This is a genomic window from Thalassococcus profundi (assembly GCF_003344785.1).
In the GTDB taxonomy this organism is placed as follows: Bacteria; Pseudomonadota; Alphaproteobacteria; order Rhodobacterales; family Rhodobacteraceae; genus Puniceibacterium; species Puniceibacterium profundi.
In genome coordinates this window covers 336,466-351,772 of record NZ_QPMK01000002.1, presented here as the reverse complement: position 1 = coordinate 351,772, position 15,307 = coordinate 336,466, and the positions used below count along the sequence as shown (strand labels likewise).

Sequence of the window (15,307 nt, the reverse complement as noted above, 5' to 3'; positions counted from 1 at the left end):
CATGTCCAGCTTTACCGCCCTCGTGATCGGCAACCAGTCCCTGACCCTTCAGTGCAGCGAAAAGCTGCTGGCGCGCGGGCACCGGATTGCGGCGCTGGTGACACGCAACACCGACCTTGCGGACTGGGCCGCGGGGCAGGGGATCCGGGTGATTGCGCCGGGCAAGAGGTTGGCGGACCGGCTCGCCGGGCTGAGCTGCGACTGGCTGCTGAGCATCGCCAATCTCGACATGCTGCCGCAACCGGTTTTGGATATCGCCGCAAAAGGTGCGGTGAATTTCCACGACGGACCGCTGCCGCGGCACGCAGGTCTCAACGCCCCGGTCTGGGCGCTGATCGAGGGAGAAACCCGGCACGGCATCACCTGGCACCGGATGACGGGCGATGCCGACACCGGCGACATCCTCGTGCAGCGGCGGTTCGACATCGGCGCCGAGGACACGGCGCTGACGCTCAACACCAAGTGTTTCGCCGAAGGTCTCGACAGTTTCGACGCGTTGTGCGTGGCGCTGGAGTCCGGCACGCCCGAGGCGCAGCCCCAGGACCTGTCGCAACGCAGCTACCACGCGCTGGCCGACCGGCCCGAGCACGGCGGCCAGCTGGAGTTTGCCCGACCCGCCGAAGACCTGGAGCGGCTGGTGCGCGCACTGGATCACGGCGGCTACTGGAACCCGCTTTGCACCGCGAAGATGCACGTCGCCGGTAGGCTCTGGCACATCGGCGCGGCGCGGCTGACCGATGGCAGCGGCGCGCCGGGCACGGTTCTGGCGGCGGATGACACGCGCCTCACGGTGGCCTGCGGGACGGGGGCGCTGATCCTGTCCGGTCTGCGCACAAGCGATGGCGTGGCGATCGCGCCCTCGGACAGGCTCGCCGCGGGCGATGTGCTGGATGCGCCGCTGGCCGACGATGCGCTGCGGGACCTCGCCCGGCATGACGGCTATTGGCGGGATGTCCTGCGCGATACGGCGCCGGTACGGCTGGCGCGGATGGGGGTGCAGAGCGGCGAGACGACGTATCTGACCCTCTCGTCCGCGGTGACGCCCGCGCATGTCGCGCTCTGGGCGCGGCACCTGGTCGAGGCGGGCAACGATCTGGCCCTGCGCCATGGCAGGCTGTCGGGCAGCCCGCTGGTGTCCCCGTGGGTGCCGCTCCGCCTGCCGGAGGCAGAGGCCGACGCGATCCACGATGCGATCGAGCGCAACTGGCAACACGTTGGCTTTGCCGCCGACCTACCCCTGCGCGACCCGGCCATCGGCGCGCTGGACACGCCGCAGATCGCCCTGTCGCTGGACGGCGGCCCGGTGCCGGGCGCCGCCCTGACGGTCGAGATCGGCGACGACGGCTGCCTGCTGCATGCCGACACCGGCGCGTTCTCGGCGGAACACGCGGCCCTGTTGGCAGCGCGTCTGGATCATGTCGCGAGTCACGGGGCGCTTGATGGCGACGCGCCCTTGCCCGTTCTGCCCGCCGCGGAACGCGACCTCGTGCTCAACCGCTGGAACGACACCGGCACGGATTTCGACCGCCACCTGACCATGCACCGCGCCTTCGAGGCGCAGGTGGCGCGGACGCCCGATGCCACCGCGCTGGTCTTCGAGACCGAAAGCCTCACCTACGCCGAACTCAACGCCCGCGCCAACCGCGTCGCGCATGTTCTGCGTGATATGGGCGTCGGGCCGGACACGGTCGTCGGATTGTGCACCCCCCGGTCTGTGGACCTGATGGTCGGCGCGCTGGCGATCCTCAAGGCGGGCGGCGCCTACCTGCCGATGGACCCGGCCTATCCCGCCGACCGGCTGGCGCATTTCGCGACCGACAGCGGCGCGCCGGTCATCGTCACGCAAGGCGATCTTCGGCCGACGCTGCCATCGCACGGCGCGCAGGTTCTGGTGCTGGATGCCGATCCGCGGATCGACGCGGCAGCGGCGGACAATCTGCCCGACACCTCGGGGGCCGAGAACCTCGCCTATCTCATCTACACCTCGGGCAGCACCGGTCTGCCCAAGGGCGTGATGATCGAACACCGCAACGTCATCAACTTTTACGCCGGGATGGACCAGCGCATCGCGCATGATCCGGCGGGCACCTGGCTGGCGGTCACGTCGCTGTCCTTCGACATCTCGGTGCTGGAACTGTTCTATGCCACCGCCCGCGGCTTCAAGGTGGTGCTGACCTCGGATGCCGACCGCGGCCTCATCTCGAACGGCCCGCTGCCGTCGGTCGGCGGCATGGAGTTCTCGCTCTACTACTGGGGCAATGACGACGGCGTCGGTCCCGAGAAGTACAAGACCCTGATCGAAGGCGCGAAATTCGCCGACGACAACGGCTTTGTCGCGGTCTGGACGCCCGAGCGGCATTTCCACGCCTTCGGCGGCCCCTATCCGAACCCCTCCGTGACCGGTGCCGCCGTTGCCGGGTTTACGAAAAACATCGGCGTGCGCGCCGGGTCCTGTGTCGCACCCCTGCACCATCCCGCGCGGATCGCCGAGGAATGGGCGGTGATCGACAACCTGACCAACGGCCGCGCGGGCATGGCCATCGCCAGCGGCTGGCAGCCCGACGATTTCGTGCTGCGGCCCGAGAACACACCACCCGACAACAAGCCCGCGATGATCGAGACCATCGGCACCCTGCGCAGGCTCTGGGCCGGGGAGCCGGTCGCCTTTCCGCGCAAGGACGGCACGCTGCACGAGGTGGTGACGCAGCCGCGCCCGGTGTCGAAAGAGCTGCCGGTCTGGGTCACCACCGCCGGCAATCCCGAGACCTGGAAAGAGGCCGGACGGCTCGGCGCCAACGTGCTGACGCACCTGCTGGGCCAGTCCATCGACGAGGTTGCGGGCAAGATCACGCTCTATCACGGCGCGCTGCGCGAGGCGGGGCATGACCCGGACGATTTCACCGTCACGCTGATGCTGCACACCTGCCTGGCCGACACCCGCGACGCGGCGCGCGAGATCGCGCGCGAGCCGATGAAGGACTACCTGCGTTCGGCGGCGGGCCTCATCAAGCAATACGCCTGGGCCTTTCCGGCCTTCAAGAAACCCGAGGGGGTGAAAAATCCCTTCGAACTGGACCTCGGGTCGCTGAGCGAAGAGGAACTCGAGGGCATCCTCGATTTCGCCTTCGAGCGCTATTTCAACGACAGCGGCCTGTTCGGCACCGTCGAGGATGCGCTGGCGCGGACCGAACAGCTCAAGCAGATCGGCGTGGGCGAGATTGCCTGCCTCATCGACTATGGCATGGCGCCGGACGCGGTTCTCGAAGGGTTGCGCCCGCTGGCAGAGGTCAACCGGCTGGCCAATCAGCATACGGAACTGGCGACGGACGATTTCTCCATCGCGGCGCAGATCCTGCGCCATGACGTCACGCACCTGCAATGCACCCCGTCGATGGCGCGGATGATCGCGATGAACGACGAGGCGCGGTTTGCGCTGCGCGGCGTGCAGCACCTGATGCTGGGCGGAGAGCCGTTGCCCGGCGCGCTGGTGGCGGAATTCGGCAAGATTACCAAGGCGCGCATCACCAACATGTACGGCCCGACGGAAACGACGATCTGGTCCTCGACCGAACCGGCCGTCGCGGGCGACGGGGTGGTCAACATCGGTCTGCCCATCGCCAACACCCAGCTTTATGTGCTGGATGACGCGCAGGAGCCGTCGTCCATTGGCGTGCCCGGGGAACTCTGGATCGGCGGCGATGGCGTGACGCGCGGCTACTGGAACCGGGCGGAGCTGACGGCCGATCGGTTCCGCGACAACCCGTTCCACCCGGGCCGGATGTATCGCACCGGCGACCTCGTGCAGCGCCGCGCCGATGGCCGCATCGATTTCGTCGGGCGGGTCGACCACCAGATCAAGCTGCGCGGTCACCGGATCGAGCTCGGCGAGATCGAGGCCGCTCTCGAGGCGCAGGCGGGCGTGCAGCAGGCAGTCGTGGCCGCGCGCGAGGATCAGCCGGGTGACGTCCGGTTGGTCGGGTATTACACCGCCGGCGCGGACCTGGGCGAAGCTGCGCTGAAAGCGGCGCTGGCCGAGGTGCTGCCCGAGGTGATGGTGCCGTCGCGATTCGTCCGGCTGGAAAGCTTTCCGCTGACGCCGAACAAGAAGGTCGACCGTAATGCCTTGCCGGCGCCGAAGTCGCCGCAGGCCAAGGCCCCGGCGCCGCGACCCGCGGCGGCCCGAACGCGGCAGGCGAGCAGTGACGTGGAGGCGCGCGTCGGCGCCGTCTGGTGCCGAGTGCTGGGCATCGAGTCCGTGTCGGGCCGCGACAATTTCTTCGACCTCGGCGGTCATTCGCTGCTTGCCGTGCAGACCCACCGCCTTCTGCGCGAAGAGATGGGCGCGGCGAAGCTGTCGATCACCGACATCTTCCGCTTCCCGGTGCTGTCGGCGCTGGCGGGACGGGTCGCAGAGCTGATCGACCCGGCGCAGGCGCCCGCGCCGCAACCCGCGCCCGTACTGCCGACCCGTGCCGCTCCGGTCGTCACCGCACCGGCGCCGCAATTGCACCCGCAGCCCGCCAACACCGACCGCGCCCGGATGCGTAGTGAAGCGATGGCGCGCCGGAGGGCGATGCGTGCGCGCCGCAGCGCCTGAGGTCGTGGCACCCCAGGAACTCGAGGCGCTGTGCAGGAAGCTGCAGGCGCAGATGCCCACAGGAGTCGCGCTTGCGATGACCCGCGCGGGCGGCGATTTGCCTGCGATTTACCCCGCAGAGTCCGCGGCGATGACCCGTGCCGTGCCGCGCCGGGTCGCAGAGTTCACCGCCGGCCGCGCCGCGGCCCGCATGGCGCTGTCGCAGCTTGGCGTGGCGCCGGTGGCGATCCCCATGGGCAGCGACCGCGCGCCGGTCTGGCCCTCGGGCCTCTGCGGCAGCATCAGCCACATGGACGACCTGTGCATCGCGGTCGCGGCACGCGAAGGCAACATCGCGGCGTTGGGCATCGATGTGGAATCGGCGGGCGCTCTGGATGCCGACCTGATGCCGTCGATCGCCACGTCGCTGGAGTTGCGGAGGATGGGCGGCGCGCCCTCCTTGGCCGCCAAGCGCCTCTTTTCCGCGAAGGAAGCCGCCTACAAGGCGCAGTATCCGCTCAGCCGCCGGGTGTTCGGCTTTCACACCCTCGGATTGGCTGAACGACAAGCCGATACCCTGACGTTCCGCTTTTCGGAGGAGGTTCCCCCCTTCGTCGCGGGGTCGCGGATCGTGGTGCGGCAATGGGAGACCGCGGGGCTTTGCCTGTCCCTCAGCGTGCTGCGTCGCTGAATATGGCGAAAATGTGTTCAGAAACACGCATTTGGAAATGATCTGTTTCCCTCGGCCCCTAGGAAATACGTGGCAAAATTAGGGCGAATTGCCTAGATTGGGGCGTGAAGAAGGCGTGTGCCGGGTGGAATGGGACCAGACCCCAGGACCTGCCCGGGCGCTTTCTTCACGAACGCATTGGGGGCCCATTGCGGGAGCAGTCAGATGAACCAGTTCCAGTCCGTTGACGAGGTGATGGCCGCGTTGCGCCGCCGCGCCTATCTGATCGTGCCGATCTTCCTGTTGGGCTGCGTGCTGTCGATGTATTTCGCGGCGAACATGATCAAGATGTACGAGGCTACCGCCGTCGTGCAGATCGAGGAAGCCCGCATTCCCGAAGCCATGTCCGGTGCCGCCGCCGAGGGAGAAGACGCGACCCTTCGGTTGCGGCTGATCGAACAGCGGCTGATGGCGCGCGACAATGTCATCGCGATCATGGACGACCTGGAAATCTACACCGACGATCCCGAACTTTCGCTCAATGAACGGGTGGCGCGGATGCGCCAATCCGTGCGCATCGTCGAGATTCGCGACGATTCCCCGTCCTGGCAGCGCGGTGCCGCCACCGGTCTTTACATCACCGCCCAGGTCGACGATCCGGTCAAGGCGGCGGCGCTGGCCAACGAACTGGCCCGGTCGCTGGTTGAACAATCCGCCACCCGGGCCGAGACACGTGTCCGCGACACCTTCGATTTCTTCAATTCGGAATCGGAACGCGTAGAGGCGGATATCACCGCAATCGAGAACCGCATCGCCACGTTCAAACGCGAGAATGCGCGCTACCTGCCGGAAGGCCTGGCACTTTTGCGCAGCGAGGCCGGGTCGCTGCGCGAGGCCGATCTGCGGCTGGACCAGGAGATCGTGACCCTGCAAAGCAATTCCGAGCGGCAGCGCGAAGAGGTGCTGGACCGCCAGATCGCCCTGCTGCAAGAGCAAAAAGCCCTGATCGCCGCCCGGCTGACCCGCATCGAAGAGCAGATCCGCGAGGCCCCGGAGGTCGAGCGCACGCTGGGCGCGATGGAACGCGAGCTCAGCCGTCTGCAGGAACAGTACACGGTCATCACCCGCCGCACTGCCGAGGCGGAGATGGGACAGATGCTCGAGGACCGGGCGCAGTCGGATCGATTCGAAATTCTCGAAACCGCGCTGGTGCCCGAATTCTCGATCTCGCGCAGCCGAAAGCGCACGGCGATGATGGGGGCCTTTGCCAGCCTGCTGCTGGGCATCGGCGCGGCCTTCCTGGCCGAGATGCGCAACCCGGCGATCCGCACGCCGGCGCAGATGGAACGGGCGCTGGGTCTGCAGCCCGTCGTGTCGATCCCGCCGATCAAGACCCGCCGGGACATTCGCGGCCGCCGGATCAAGTGGGGGGCGGCGCTGCTTGCGGTGGCGCTGGCGATCTTCGGGGTCATGCGCTTCTTCGGAGAGAAGATCTGGCAGCTGGGGCTGGACCGCATCCTGCCGCGCCTGTCGCAAACCTGACAGGGAGGCGACGCGCGCCTGCGCCTGGCGAAACCGGTCTCAGTAGGCGTATTTCGCCGGGTTTGTGCCTTCGGCCCTGTTCAGGACCATGCCCAGAAGCGGCGTCTGTTCGCCCAGGCGGCGCTCCACATCCTTGACTTCGGCATCGGTGGTCAGCCCGCCGCCCACCACAAGCAGAACCGCATCGAAATGCGCGCGGAAGGCGATCACGTCGTCCGAGCTGAGCGCCGGCGGCATGTCGTAGATCACCACGTCCGGGCGCAGCGTGTCGGTCATGGTCTTCAGCGTCTGCGCGGTGACAGGGTCCTGCAGCAATTCCGACGCGTAATCCTCTGTCACGTCGTTGAAGCCGAAGGCGATGTTGCGCCCGACATTCATCGCGTTGGGTCCGGGACGCCGCAGATGGTCGGCCGGATCGACCCGGCCCCGCAGCATGTCGCCGATACTGCCTACAGACTTCTGCCCGAAGGTCTTGTGCAAAGTGGGCGCACGCATGTCGAGATCCAGGAGCAGGGTCGCGCAGTTTTCCTGGCGCGCGAGGCTGATGGCGAGGTTGGCGGCGGTGAAGGTCTTGCCGCAGCCCTTGGTCGGAGAGGTGATCGCCACCCGGGACCAGCCCCGCTCGGCCAGTGCCTGCAAGAGCCGGGTGCGCAGCACGTCAAAGGTGGTGTGCGCCGGATCCTGGCGGGCGGCGGTGATGATGCGGTTGCGTTCGAGCATGCGGGCGTCGAGATCGAAGGTGCCCAGCCGCTGCCAGCCCGAGGCCGCATCCTGCGGCGCGACGACAGCGTCTGACACCCGCCGCTCCGGGTCGAGCGCAAGGACAGGCGCAGGCGCCGGCGGTACTTCGGCGGGCGGGGCAGTTTCGCCCTGACGCATGGCATTCGTCACCGCCAGACTTTGGGCCTCGGCCTCGCTCCGCGTCGCCGCCACCGATTTGCGGCGCGCCTCTTCCTCTGCACGCTTGCGGGATTCGGCGGCCTCGCGCTCGGCCTTGGCCCGCGCTTCGGCTTTCGCGCGGGCATCGTCTTCCGCCTTGCGGCGCGCCTCTTCCTCGGCGTGCTTGCGGCGTTCAGCGGCTTCGCGCTCGGCCTTGGCCTGCGCCTCGGCTTTCGCGCGGGCGCTGTCCTCCGCCGTCTTCCGGCGCGCCTCTTCCTCGGCGTGCTTGCGGCGTTCAGCGGCTTCGCGCTCGGCCTTGGCCTGCGCCTCGGCTTTCGCGCGGGCGTCKTCCTCCGCCTTCTTCCGGCGCGCCTCTTCCTCGGCGTGCTTGCGACGCTCTGCAGCTTCGCGTTCGGCCTTGGCCTGAGCTTCGGCCTTCGCTCGGGCGGCTTCCTCCGCCTGCTTTCGGCGGGCTTCGTCCTCCGCCTGCTTGCGACGTTCGGCGGCCTCGCGCTCGGCCTTGGCCTGCGCTTCGGCTTTCGCTCGAGCGGCGTCTTCCGCTTTGCGGCGCGCGTCTTCCTCCGCGCGTTTGCGATGTTCGGCTGCCGCGCGTTCGGCCTTGGCCTGCGCCTCGGCCTTTGCACGAGCGACTTCTTCCGCTTTGCGGCGTGCCTCATCCTCGGCCTGCTTGCGGCGTTCGGCAGCCTCGCGTTCGGCCCTTGCCTGTGCCTCGGCCTTCAAGCGGCTGCGTTGCTCGGCTTCGGCGCGTTCAGCCTCGATCTGGCGGCGACGCGCGTTCTGGGCGGCCTGCATCTCGGCTTCGGCCTGCCGGGCGCGGCGGGCGAGGCGTTGTTCGCGGGTTTCCAGCGGCGGGATCGGGGCGTCTTCGGCGGTGGTCGGCCGCGGTGTCAGCGCGTCCGAGGGGTCAGGCGCCGCGGGGCGGTTCTTGCGCCGGTACTTGGGACCGTCTGCCATGTTCACGCTTCCACTCTCCGCACGCTCTGGCCACCCGCCCGCGCGCGGACGGAGGTGCCGAATGCCGTACCTGTTGCGTGTCTAGCGTGCATCCGCACTCGCCTGTTTGTTTCTTCGGCGCATCCCTGGCCGGGGCGCGCACAATGACTGCTGCGTTTCGTTACACCAAAGAAATCTGTCCAGAATAAGTCCGAAACGCGGGGATTGTTTACGCACCGTGACCTGTTGCGCCGATCCGGGACGCCAAGCTCAGATGCCAAAGAGATTGGCATCGGTGATGGCTTTTTCAATGAACCGGTCGCGTTCGGGCTCGGGAGTCCAGCCCAGCATCTCCTTGGGTTTGTCGTTCACGAAGGGCGAAAAATGCGCGCGGCTCTTCCAGTCGGCCAGCGACGGGCGGATCACGCCGGGCCGCCGCAGGGCGTATTTCTTGAGCGCGTACTTGACGGCATCGGAGGCGTAGAAGGCATAAAGATTGCCGGAACTGACCCGGATACGGGCGCCCAAACTGCGGTGGATGGCGTCGAAATAACCGCGGCCCGACAGCATCCGGTCCCCCACGAGGTTGAAGCTCTGGCCCACCGCGGCGTCGGCGTCGATCATCCGAACCAGCCCGTCGGCCACGTCGTCGATCAGTACGAAGGGCAGGATGTTGTGCCCGTGTCCCCAGATCCGTACCGCTCCCGCGCCGTGCCAGCGCCCGATGCCCCAATGCTGCAAGGGCCCACCCGCACCGACGACGATGCCGGGCCGCGCGATGACCAGCGGCAGGCCCCGCGTCGCGTGCAACCGCAAGAGCTGCCGTTCGCATTCGGCCTTGGAGCGGGCGTAGATGTTGCGGTCGGACATGTCCGCCGGAAATCCGGTATCTTCGGTGATCTTCCGCGTCGGGTCGCTCATGTCGTAACTGGCAATGGTGCCGGTGTAGATCAGGCGTCTGACCCCTGCGTCCATGGCTGCTTCGGCGATGCCGGTGGCGACGGCGACGTCGTTGCGCAGCGCGTCGTCCCAGGTCTTGTCCATGGATTTGGCCAGGTTGAAGACGACGTCGATACCCTTCATCGCCTCGGTGAGCGCCGCGCGGTCGCGCAGGGACACGCCCACCGTCTCGACGCTGTCGGGCAGGTCGGGGAAGGGTCCGTGGCGTCCGCGCGACAGCACGCGCACGTCGCGCCCGTCGGCCACCAGCCGCCGCGTCAGCGCCCGCCCGATGAAGCCGGTGCCGCCGATGACCATGGCGGTAGGCTTGGGCTTGCGGGTCTGCACCGCGGGGGCTGCCGGGGTGAGCGCGTCCTCGGGCAGCAGCGCCAGCGCGTCGTCCAGCGCCTGCATCACCGTCACGGCGCTGGCGCCGGAAAAGCGCGGGTCGGCGGGCCTGTCGCGGCGCAGCGCGTCGTAGACACCCGCGTTCATGCCGCGAAAGCTGAGGCCGTAGGGCGATTTCGCATTCAGGGACCGCAGCTGCGTGCCCGCGTTGCGCAGCGCTTCGCGCAGGTGCTGCCAGCTTTTGTCCATCTGCCGCCGCAGAGGATTGATCACCAGGTCCGAGGCATTGTCGCGGTCGACGATCAGCGTATCGGCGGAAAGATCGAAACGCGCCCGCGCGGTCGACCCCCGCAGGGTCACGCTGCGGTCGTCCATGACCTCCACCAGCGAGATCGTGAAGGTCACGTCGACGCCCCCGGCGCGGGCAAGGATGCGCCAGCCCTGCGGGCGCCTGTCGTCTCCGGGCAGGGCGACGTGATGCGACAGCGCGGTATGGACGATCTCGGGCGTGCCGAAGAGGTCGACCGCGAAGGCCATGAGGTGCGGCCCGAGTTCGAGCAACAGATTCTTCGGTTCGCGCAGCAACCAGAGACCGTAGGGACCCGACCGCAAAGGGGCGAGTGGAAAGGTCCAGGCGATCTCGGCGCTGGAGACGCGGCCAAGTTCGCCCCTGGTCAGCATGTCCTTGAGCCGCAGGTAGGACGGCATCCCGAGGAAGTTGTGCCCGGCGTGGAAACGTTTGCCGGCGGCCTGGGCCGCGGCTTCGATGGCGCGGGTCTGATCGGCGCTTTCGGCCACCGGCTTTTCCACCAGAACATGCAGTCCGCCCTGCAGGCACTGCACGGCGATGTCGTGGTGCAGATGCGGTGGAGTGAGGATATGCACCGCGTCGCAAGTGCCGCTGTCGATCAACGCATCGACCGATGTGAAGACCTGCCCGCCGAACCCGTCCGCCAGCGCCTGCGCCGCGCCGAGAGAGACGTCGCAGACGGCCGAGAGCGTCACGCCTTCGGTGGCGCGCAGGGCATCGGCGTGCCAGCTGGCGATGTATCCGGCCCCGATCAGGCCCACGCGGATCGTCTGTGACATAATGTTCGGTTCCTATTTGTACTCGATAATCTGCATCTTCCGCCCGCGCAGCCGCCGCCAGTGGAATTTTGCCACTCCGATCATGTTGGGCAGTTTAGACAGGGTCAGCAGCGCCGCGAAGGGCGTGACCCGGTCGCTAGCCACGCCTTCGATCAGCAGCCCGCGACGGGTGCGCAGGAAGTTGTAGCCGTAGGCGGCGAGCGGCGGCAGGACCAGCACCGGCATGACGATCGACGCCAGCACAAGCAGCGGTAGGGCCAGACCGTAGACATAGACGCGGGTGCGTTCGGTCAGGAAATACTCCGGGTGCAGGTGCCCGACCTGTGCAAAACCATGGCCGGTGCGCACCGCGCGTTGCCACCACTGGCCGAAGCCGTGCATCGCCGCATCGTGGCGCGTCATCTCTTGCGGCAGCCGTTCCAGCACCCAGCCGGCTTTGCGCATGCGGGTGCAGAATTCGTCATCTTCGGCGGCGATCACCGTCGGATCGAACCCGCCCAATGTGCGGAAAACTTCGGCGCGGACCATCATGTCGCCGCCGCAGGCCAGGATCGGTCCGGCGGGGCGGTGCCATTCCCAGTCGCAGAGCCGGTTGTAGATCGAAGCATCGGGCGCGATCTCGGACCGCCAGCCGGTCACCATCGCCGTTTCCGGATGGGCATCGAGGTGCGCGGCGCCCGCGTCGATCCATCCGTTGACCAGTGTGCAGTCGCCGTCGATGAACTGGACGTAGGGCGCGGTATCGCCGGTTTCCACGAGCCGCGCGAACCCGACGTTGCGGGCCCGCGCGGCGGTAAAAGGTACCGAAGTGTCGAGCAGGACCACCTCGGCCCCGGCCAGACGGGCGGCGTCGACGCTGCCATCGTCCGAACCTGAATCCACATAGACCACGCGCCGGGCCGGCCCCATGACCGACGCGAGCGACGCCACGAGCCGCGCCCCTTCGTTGCGGCCGATCAGCACCAGGTCCACCGGGGTCATGGCACCTCCTTTGCCCGGATGGGTGGCGTCGGTGCTCCATTGGCATGGCCCCGGAACAGCTGCGAGAGGCGGCGGGCCTCGGTGCGGATATCGAACTCGTCTGTGACCTTTTGGCGACCCGCGGCTCCCATGCGCGCGCGCAGGCGCGCGTCGTCCAGAAGGCTGCGCAGCGCGGCCCCGAGCGCCTCGGCATCGCCGGGGGGGACGAGCCGGCCCGATATACCGTCCTCGACCAGTTCGGGGATGCCCGCGATCCGTGTGGCGACGACCGGCACTTGCGCGGCCATGGCCTCCATCAGCACCACCGGCACGCCTTCGGCAAAGCTGGGCAGGACGAAGATGTCGGTGTCGCGCAGCGTTTCGGCCACGGCCGACTGGCTCTGGTATCCGGCGAAGGTCACGTCCAGGCCGCTGGCCTGCCGTTCCAGCGTGGCGCGGTCGGGGCCGTCGCCGATCACCGTCAGATGCGCACCGGGCAGGTCGCGCATCGCCTCGATCAGCACCGGCAGGCCCTTGACCGCCGCCAGCCGTCCGACAAAGAGCAGCCGCGTGCCATCGCGCGCCCCGGTGCCGTAGCGGGCAGGATCGACCCCGCAATGCACGATGTGGAACCGGTCCCAATGCGACCGGTCAGCAAAGCACATCAGTTGCGAGCGGCAGAAATGGCTGATGCAGGCGACAAAGCTGGCACGCGCGGCCTTTTCGTCGATGCGCCAGTGCTGCGGCTCAAAGAAGATGTCCGGCCCGTGGATGGTGAAGCTGTAGCGAGTCCCCGACAGCGCAGAGGCCAGCATCGCCACGGTGCAGGAGGCCTTGGCGATGTGGTTGTGCAGGTGTTCGACCCTGTTGTCGGCCAAGTGCGCTGCCAGCACTCCGGCCTCGAGGAAGTAGATCAGGTTGTAGACCCGCCCGCGCAGCCCCCTGGGCGCCGTGCGCCAGGCCAGCCGCAGCGCCGACAGGTAGCGCGCGGGGCGGCGCATCCAGCGCAGGTGCGCGGCGATCAGGCGGATGGGGGATTTCGCGGTGTCGAGCACGTGAAAGGTCCGCGCCTGTTCCGCGCGCTGTTCCGGCCCCACGAGGTGCTCTGCTCCGGTGCGGCGGATCGAGCAGGTCAGCACCTCGTGGCCCAGATCGCGCAGGGCGGCGACCTCGCGCTGGATGAAGGTGTCGGAGGCGCGAGGGTATTCGCCGGTGAGGTAGGCCAGTTTCGGCAGACCGCTCATTGCGTGCCCTCGCGGATCGCGTCGGCCAGCTTTTGGTCGAAGGCGGCGTGGTCATGCCCGCCGAGCCTCTGCCGCAGGGCGGTGTTGGGATAGGACAGCGGCATGAGCCGGGCGCGCAGGATGCGCTCCTGCAAGAGACCGGGCAGGCGGGCGCCCAAGGGCGACAGCATCCGGGCCAGCCCCATCCAGACCGCGTAGGGCATGGGCAGCACCAGCCGTGGCCAGCCCGCCAGCGCCCGGTGCTGCGCGATGAACGCGGCGCGCGTCGGCAGGTCGTCGCCGACGACATTGAGCGCCACCTGCCCGCCGGGATCGGTGCAGGCGGCGGTGATCAGCGTGTCCGCCAGCGACTGCACGTGCACCAGCGGCAGCAGCCCGTCCGCGCGGATCGCGACAAAGACCTTGCTGGCCCAGAACCCCATCAGCGCGTGCCATGTGCGCCCCGGCCCCCAGACGGCCCCCGGCCGCAGGAGCCAGGCCGGCAGGTCCGTGTCGGCCACCAGCGCCTCTTGCCGAAGCTTCGCGGCGGTATAGGCGTCGCGGGCGCTTTCGGGCGTTTCCCGCGGGCTGTCCTCGGTGAGCGCATCGCCGGGGGACACCCGCATCGTGTCGTAAACGGCGATGGAGGACACCAGCACCAGCCGGTGCCCGTCCAGCGCTGCGATAAGGTGTCTGGTGGCGCGCGCGGTGTCGGCGGCATGGGCGCGCAGGTCGCCGCCCACATGCGCGGCCGCGTGGATCACCGCCTGTGTGCCGGACAGCGCTTGGCGCAGCGTGGCGGGGCTGTCGGGATCGGACAGGTCGCATCGGCAGAGGGTGATGCCCGCATCGGTGCGCCAATCGTCCGGTGCCGTGCCGCGCACCACCGCGACGACATCGATCCCGCGCGCGCGCGCCTCGGCGACGGCGCTGCGGCCGACGAACCCGGCGGCGCCGGTGATCATCATGCGGGTCACTGCGCCCATGGCATCGGCTCCATCGGCGCGCAGCGCGTGGTCATGTCCTGCGCGCCCGCCTCACCCGCGTTCTGGATCGCGAGCGTCACCTCGGTCATGTGCAGGGCGAAGTCGTTCGACAGGCGGCAGGGGCGCCGCTCGGACAGGGCGTCGAGCATTTCCTGCGGGCCCAGAAGGAAGTTCATCGCCGCTGCGCCCCAGCGTTTGACGTGTGGATGCGTCGGCCGGGGCAGGCGGATGCGGCGCGGAAACGGATGTTCCATCAGCCGTCGCCGCAGGGTCAGGCGGCGGGCAAAGCGCACCTTGGCGGCGTTGTCCCAGGCGGCGTCGCAGCTGAGCACGCCGTTGTCGCCGACGATACGGATGCGGTGGTCGTGCGGGGCGGCGATGGAGCATGTGAGCCGCGTCACCGGACCGTTCTCGAAGAACAGCGTCGCGGTCGAGAAATCCGGCGTGCCGTTGCTGCCCGGCTTGTCCGGGATCACCTCTGCGCTGGCGGCGACGACGCGGCGGACGCTACCGAACCAGGCGATCAGCCAGCCCAGGTAATAGCCCGCGTGTTCAAGCGTGCAGCCGACGTGAAATTCGTCCTCGGCCGGCCAGGGCGCGCCGCTTTCGCTGCGCCATCTGGCATAGGCGGCCTGCGGGACAAAGCCGTCGTCTAGTTCTGCATAGATCAGCCGCGGCGTGCCGGCGATGCCGTGGCGCAGCGCGTGGCCCAGGGTTTGGGCTGCCTCGCCCAGCACCGAACAGGGGGCGGAGGACAGCATCAGCCCGCGTTCCGCCGCCAGCGCATGCAGGCTGCGGGCCTGCTCCATCCGCATCGCCAGCGGTTTTTCGGAATACACGTGGCGGCCCGCAATAAGGCAGGCGCGGTTGATCTCGAAATGCGCGTCGGGATTGGTCAGGTTCAGCACGATGCCATCGGCTGGCAAGGCGGCCAGCAGCGCGTCGAGGCTGTCCACCGCCGGAAGCGACCAGTGCTCGCAGAAGGTCCTGAGCCGTGCGGCATCGCGGTCGTAGACTGCGGCGACGCGCAATCCCGGCATCACGGCAAGCGCGCGCGCATAGAGATCCGCGACGAACCCGCAGCCGATGATGCCAAGTGTGCTCATGCGCTGTGCCCGTGCCCGCGACCGACGGCAGCGCA

9 protein-coding genes are annotated in these 15,307 nt (G+C 68.4%); 3 read left to right on the top strand and 6 right to left on the bottom strand.

The genetic code is table 11. From position 1 onward, the window contains the following. Position 1: 1 nt before the first annotated feature. The 3 genes from DU478_RS04000 (at position 2) to DU478_RS03990 (ending at position 6,788) form a co-directional block, all read left to right on the top strand. Complete coding sequence (locus DU478_RS04000) at positions 2-4,597, top strand: MupA/Atu3671 family FMN-dependent luciferase-like monooxygenase (protein ID WP_114509642.1); 4,596 nt, start codon at positions 2-4, stop codon at positions 4,595-4,597. Beyond that, positions 4,578-5,267 carry a 4'-phosphopantetheinyl transferase family protein gene (locus DU478_RS03995; protein ID WP_114509641.1) on the top strand — a complete coding sequence of 230 codons (690 nt, stop codon included), beginning with the start codon at positions 4,578-4,580 and terminating at the stop codon, positions 5,265-5,267. Before DU478_RS04000 ends, DU478_RS03995 begins: the two co-directional genes overlap by 20 nt. 204 nt (positions 5,268-5,471) lie before the next feature. Beyond that, the gene (locus DU478_RS03990) at positions 5,472-6,788 is read left to right on the top strand and encodes a GumC family protein (protein ID WP_114509640.1); all 1,317 of its coding nucleotides are present in this window, start codon (positions 5,472-5,474) and stop codon (positions 6,786-6,788) included. A gap of 39 nt (positions 6,789-6,827) precedes the next feature. Here the strand turns inward: DU478_RS03990 and DU478_RS03985 are convergent, their stop codons facing one another. The 6 genes from DU478_RS03985 to DU478_RS03960 all read right to left on the bottom strand — a co-directional run bounded on the left by DU478_RS03985 (position 6,828) and on the right by DU478_RS03960 (position 15,272). After that, positions 6,828-8,642: a CpsD/CapB family tyrosine-protein kinase gene (locus tag DU478_RS03985; protein ID WP_233501098.1), complete on the bottom strand. Its 1,815-nt coding sequence runs from the start codon at positions 8,640-8,642 to the stop codon at positions 6,828-6,830. A gap of 249 nt (positions 8,643-8,891) precedes the next feature. Continuing rightward, positions 8,892-10,997 (bottom strand): NAD-dependent epimerase/dehydratase family protein, encoded by a 2,106-nt coding sequence (locus tag DU478_RS03980; protein ID WP_114509639.1) that lies wholly within the window; start codon positions 10,995-10,997, stop codon positions 8,892-8,894. A gap of 12 nt (positions 10,998-11,009) precedes the next feature. After that, positions 11,010-11,978 carry a glycosyltransferase gene (locus DU478_RS03975; RefSeq protein WP_114509638.1) on the bottom strand — a complete coding sequence of 323 codons (969 nt, stop codon included), beginning with the start codon at positions 11,976-11,978 and terminating at the stop codon, positions 11,010-11,012. Further along, positions 11,975-13,201: a glycosyltransferase gene (locus DU478_RS03970; protein ID WP_114509637.1), complete on the bottom strand. Its 1,227-nt coding sequence runs from the start codon at positions 13,199-13,201 to the stop codon at positions 11,975-11,977. The genes DU478_RS03975 and DU478_RS03970 overlap by 4 nt, the downstream gene beginning before the upstream one ends. Beyond that, positions 13,198-14,166 carry an NAD-dependent epimerase/dehydratase family protein gene (locus DU478_RS03965; RefSeq protein WP_114509636.1) on the bottom strand — a complete coding sequence of 323 codons (969 nt, stop codon included), beginning with the start codon at positions 14,164-14,166 and terminating at the stop codon, positions 13,198-13,200. Before DU478_RS03965 ends, DU478_RS03970 begins: the two co-directional genes overlap by 4 nt. Beyond that, entirely contained in the window at positions 14,154-15,272 is a 1,119-nt protein-coding gene (locus DU478_RS03960; RefSeq protein WP_114509635.1) for a Gfo/Idh/MocA family protein, read from the bottom strand. Before DU478_RS03960 ends, DU478_RS03965 begins: the two co-directional genes overlap by 13 nt. Positions 15,273-15,307: the final 35 nt, after the last annotated feature.

Bases quoted from the DNA above. Each gene is read 5' to 3' on its own strand.
- DU478_RS03975 (WP_114509638.1), bottom strand. From the start codon at position 11,978: ATGACCCCGGTGGACCTGGTGCTGATCGGCCGCAACGAAGGGGCGCGG.
- DU478_RS03980 (WP_114509639.1), bottom strand. From the start codon at position 10,997: ATGTCACAGACGATCCGCGTGGGCCTGATCGGGGCCGGATACATCGCC.
- DU478_RS03965 (WP_114509636.1), bottom strand. From the start codon at position 14,166: ATGGGCGCAGTGACCCGCATGATGATCACCGGCGCCGCCGGGTTCGTC.
- DU478_RS03960 (WP_114509635.1), bottom strand. From the start codon at position 15,272: ATGAGCACACTTGGCATCATCGGCTGCGGGTTCGTCGCGGATCTCTAT.
- DU478_RS03970 (WP_114509637.1), bottom strand. From the start codon at position 13,201: ATGAGCGGTCTGCCGAAACTGGCCTACCTCACCGGCGAATACCCTCGC.
- DU478_RS04000 (WP_114509642.1), top strand. From the start codon at position 2: ATGTCCAGCTTTACCGCCCTCGTGATCGGCAACCAGTCCCTGACCCTT.
- DU478_RS03990 (WP_114509640.1), top strand. From the start codon at position 5,472: ATGAACCAGTTCCAGTCCGTTGACGAGGTGATGGCCGCGTTGCGCCGC.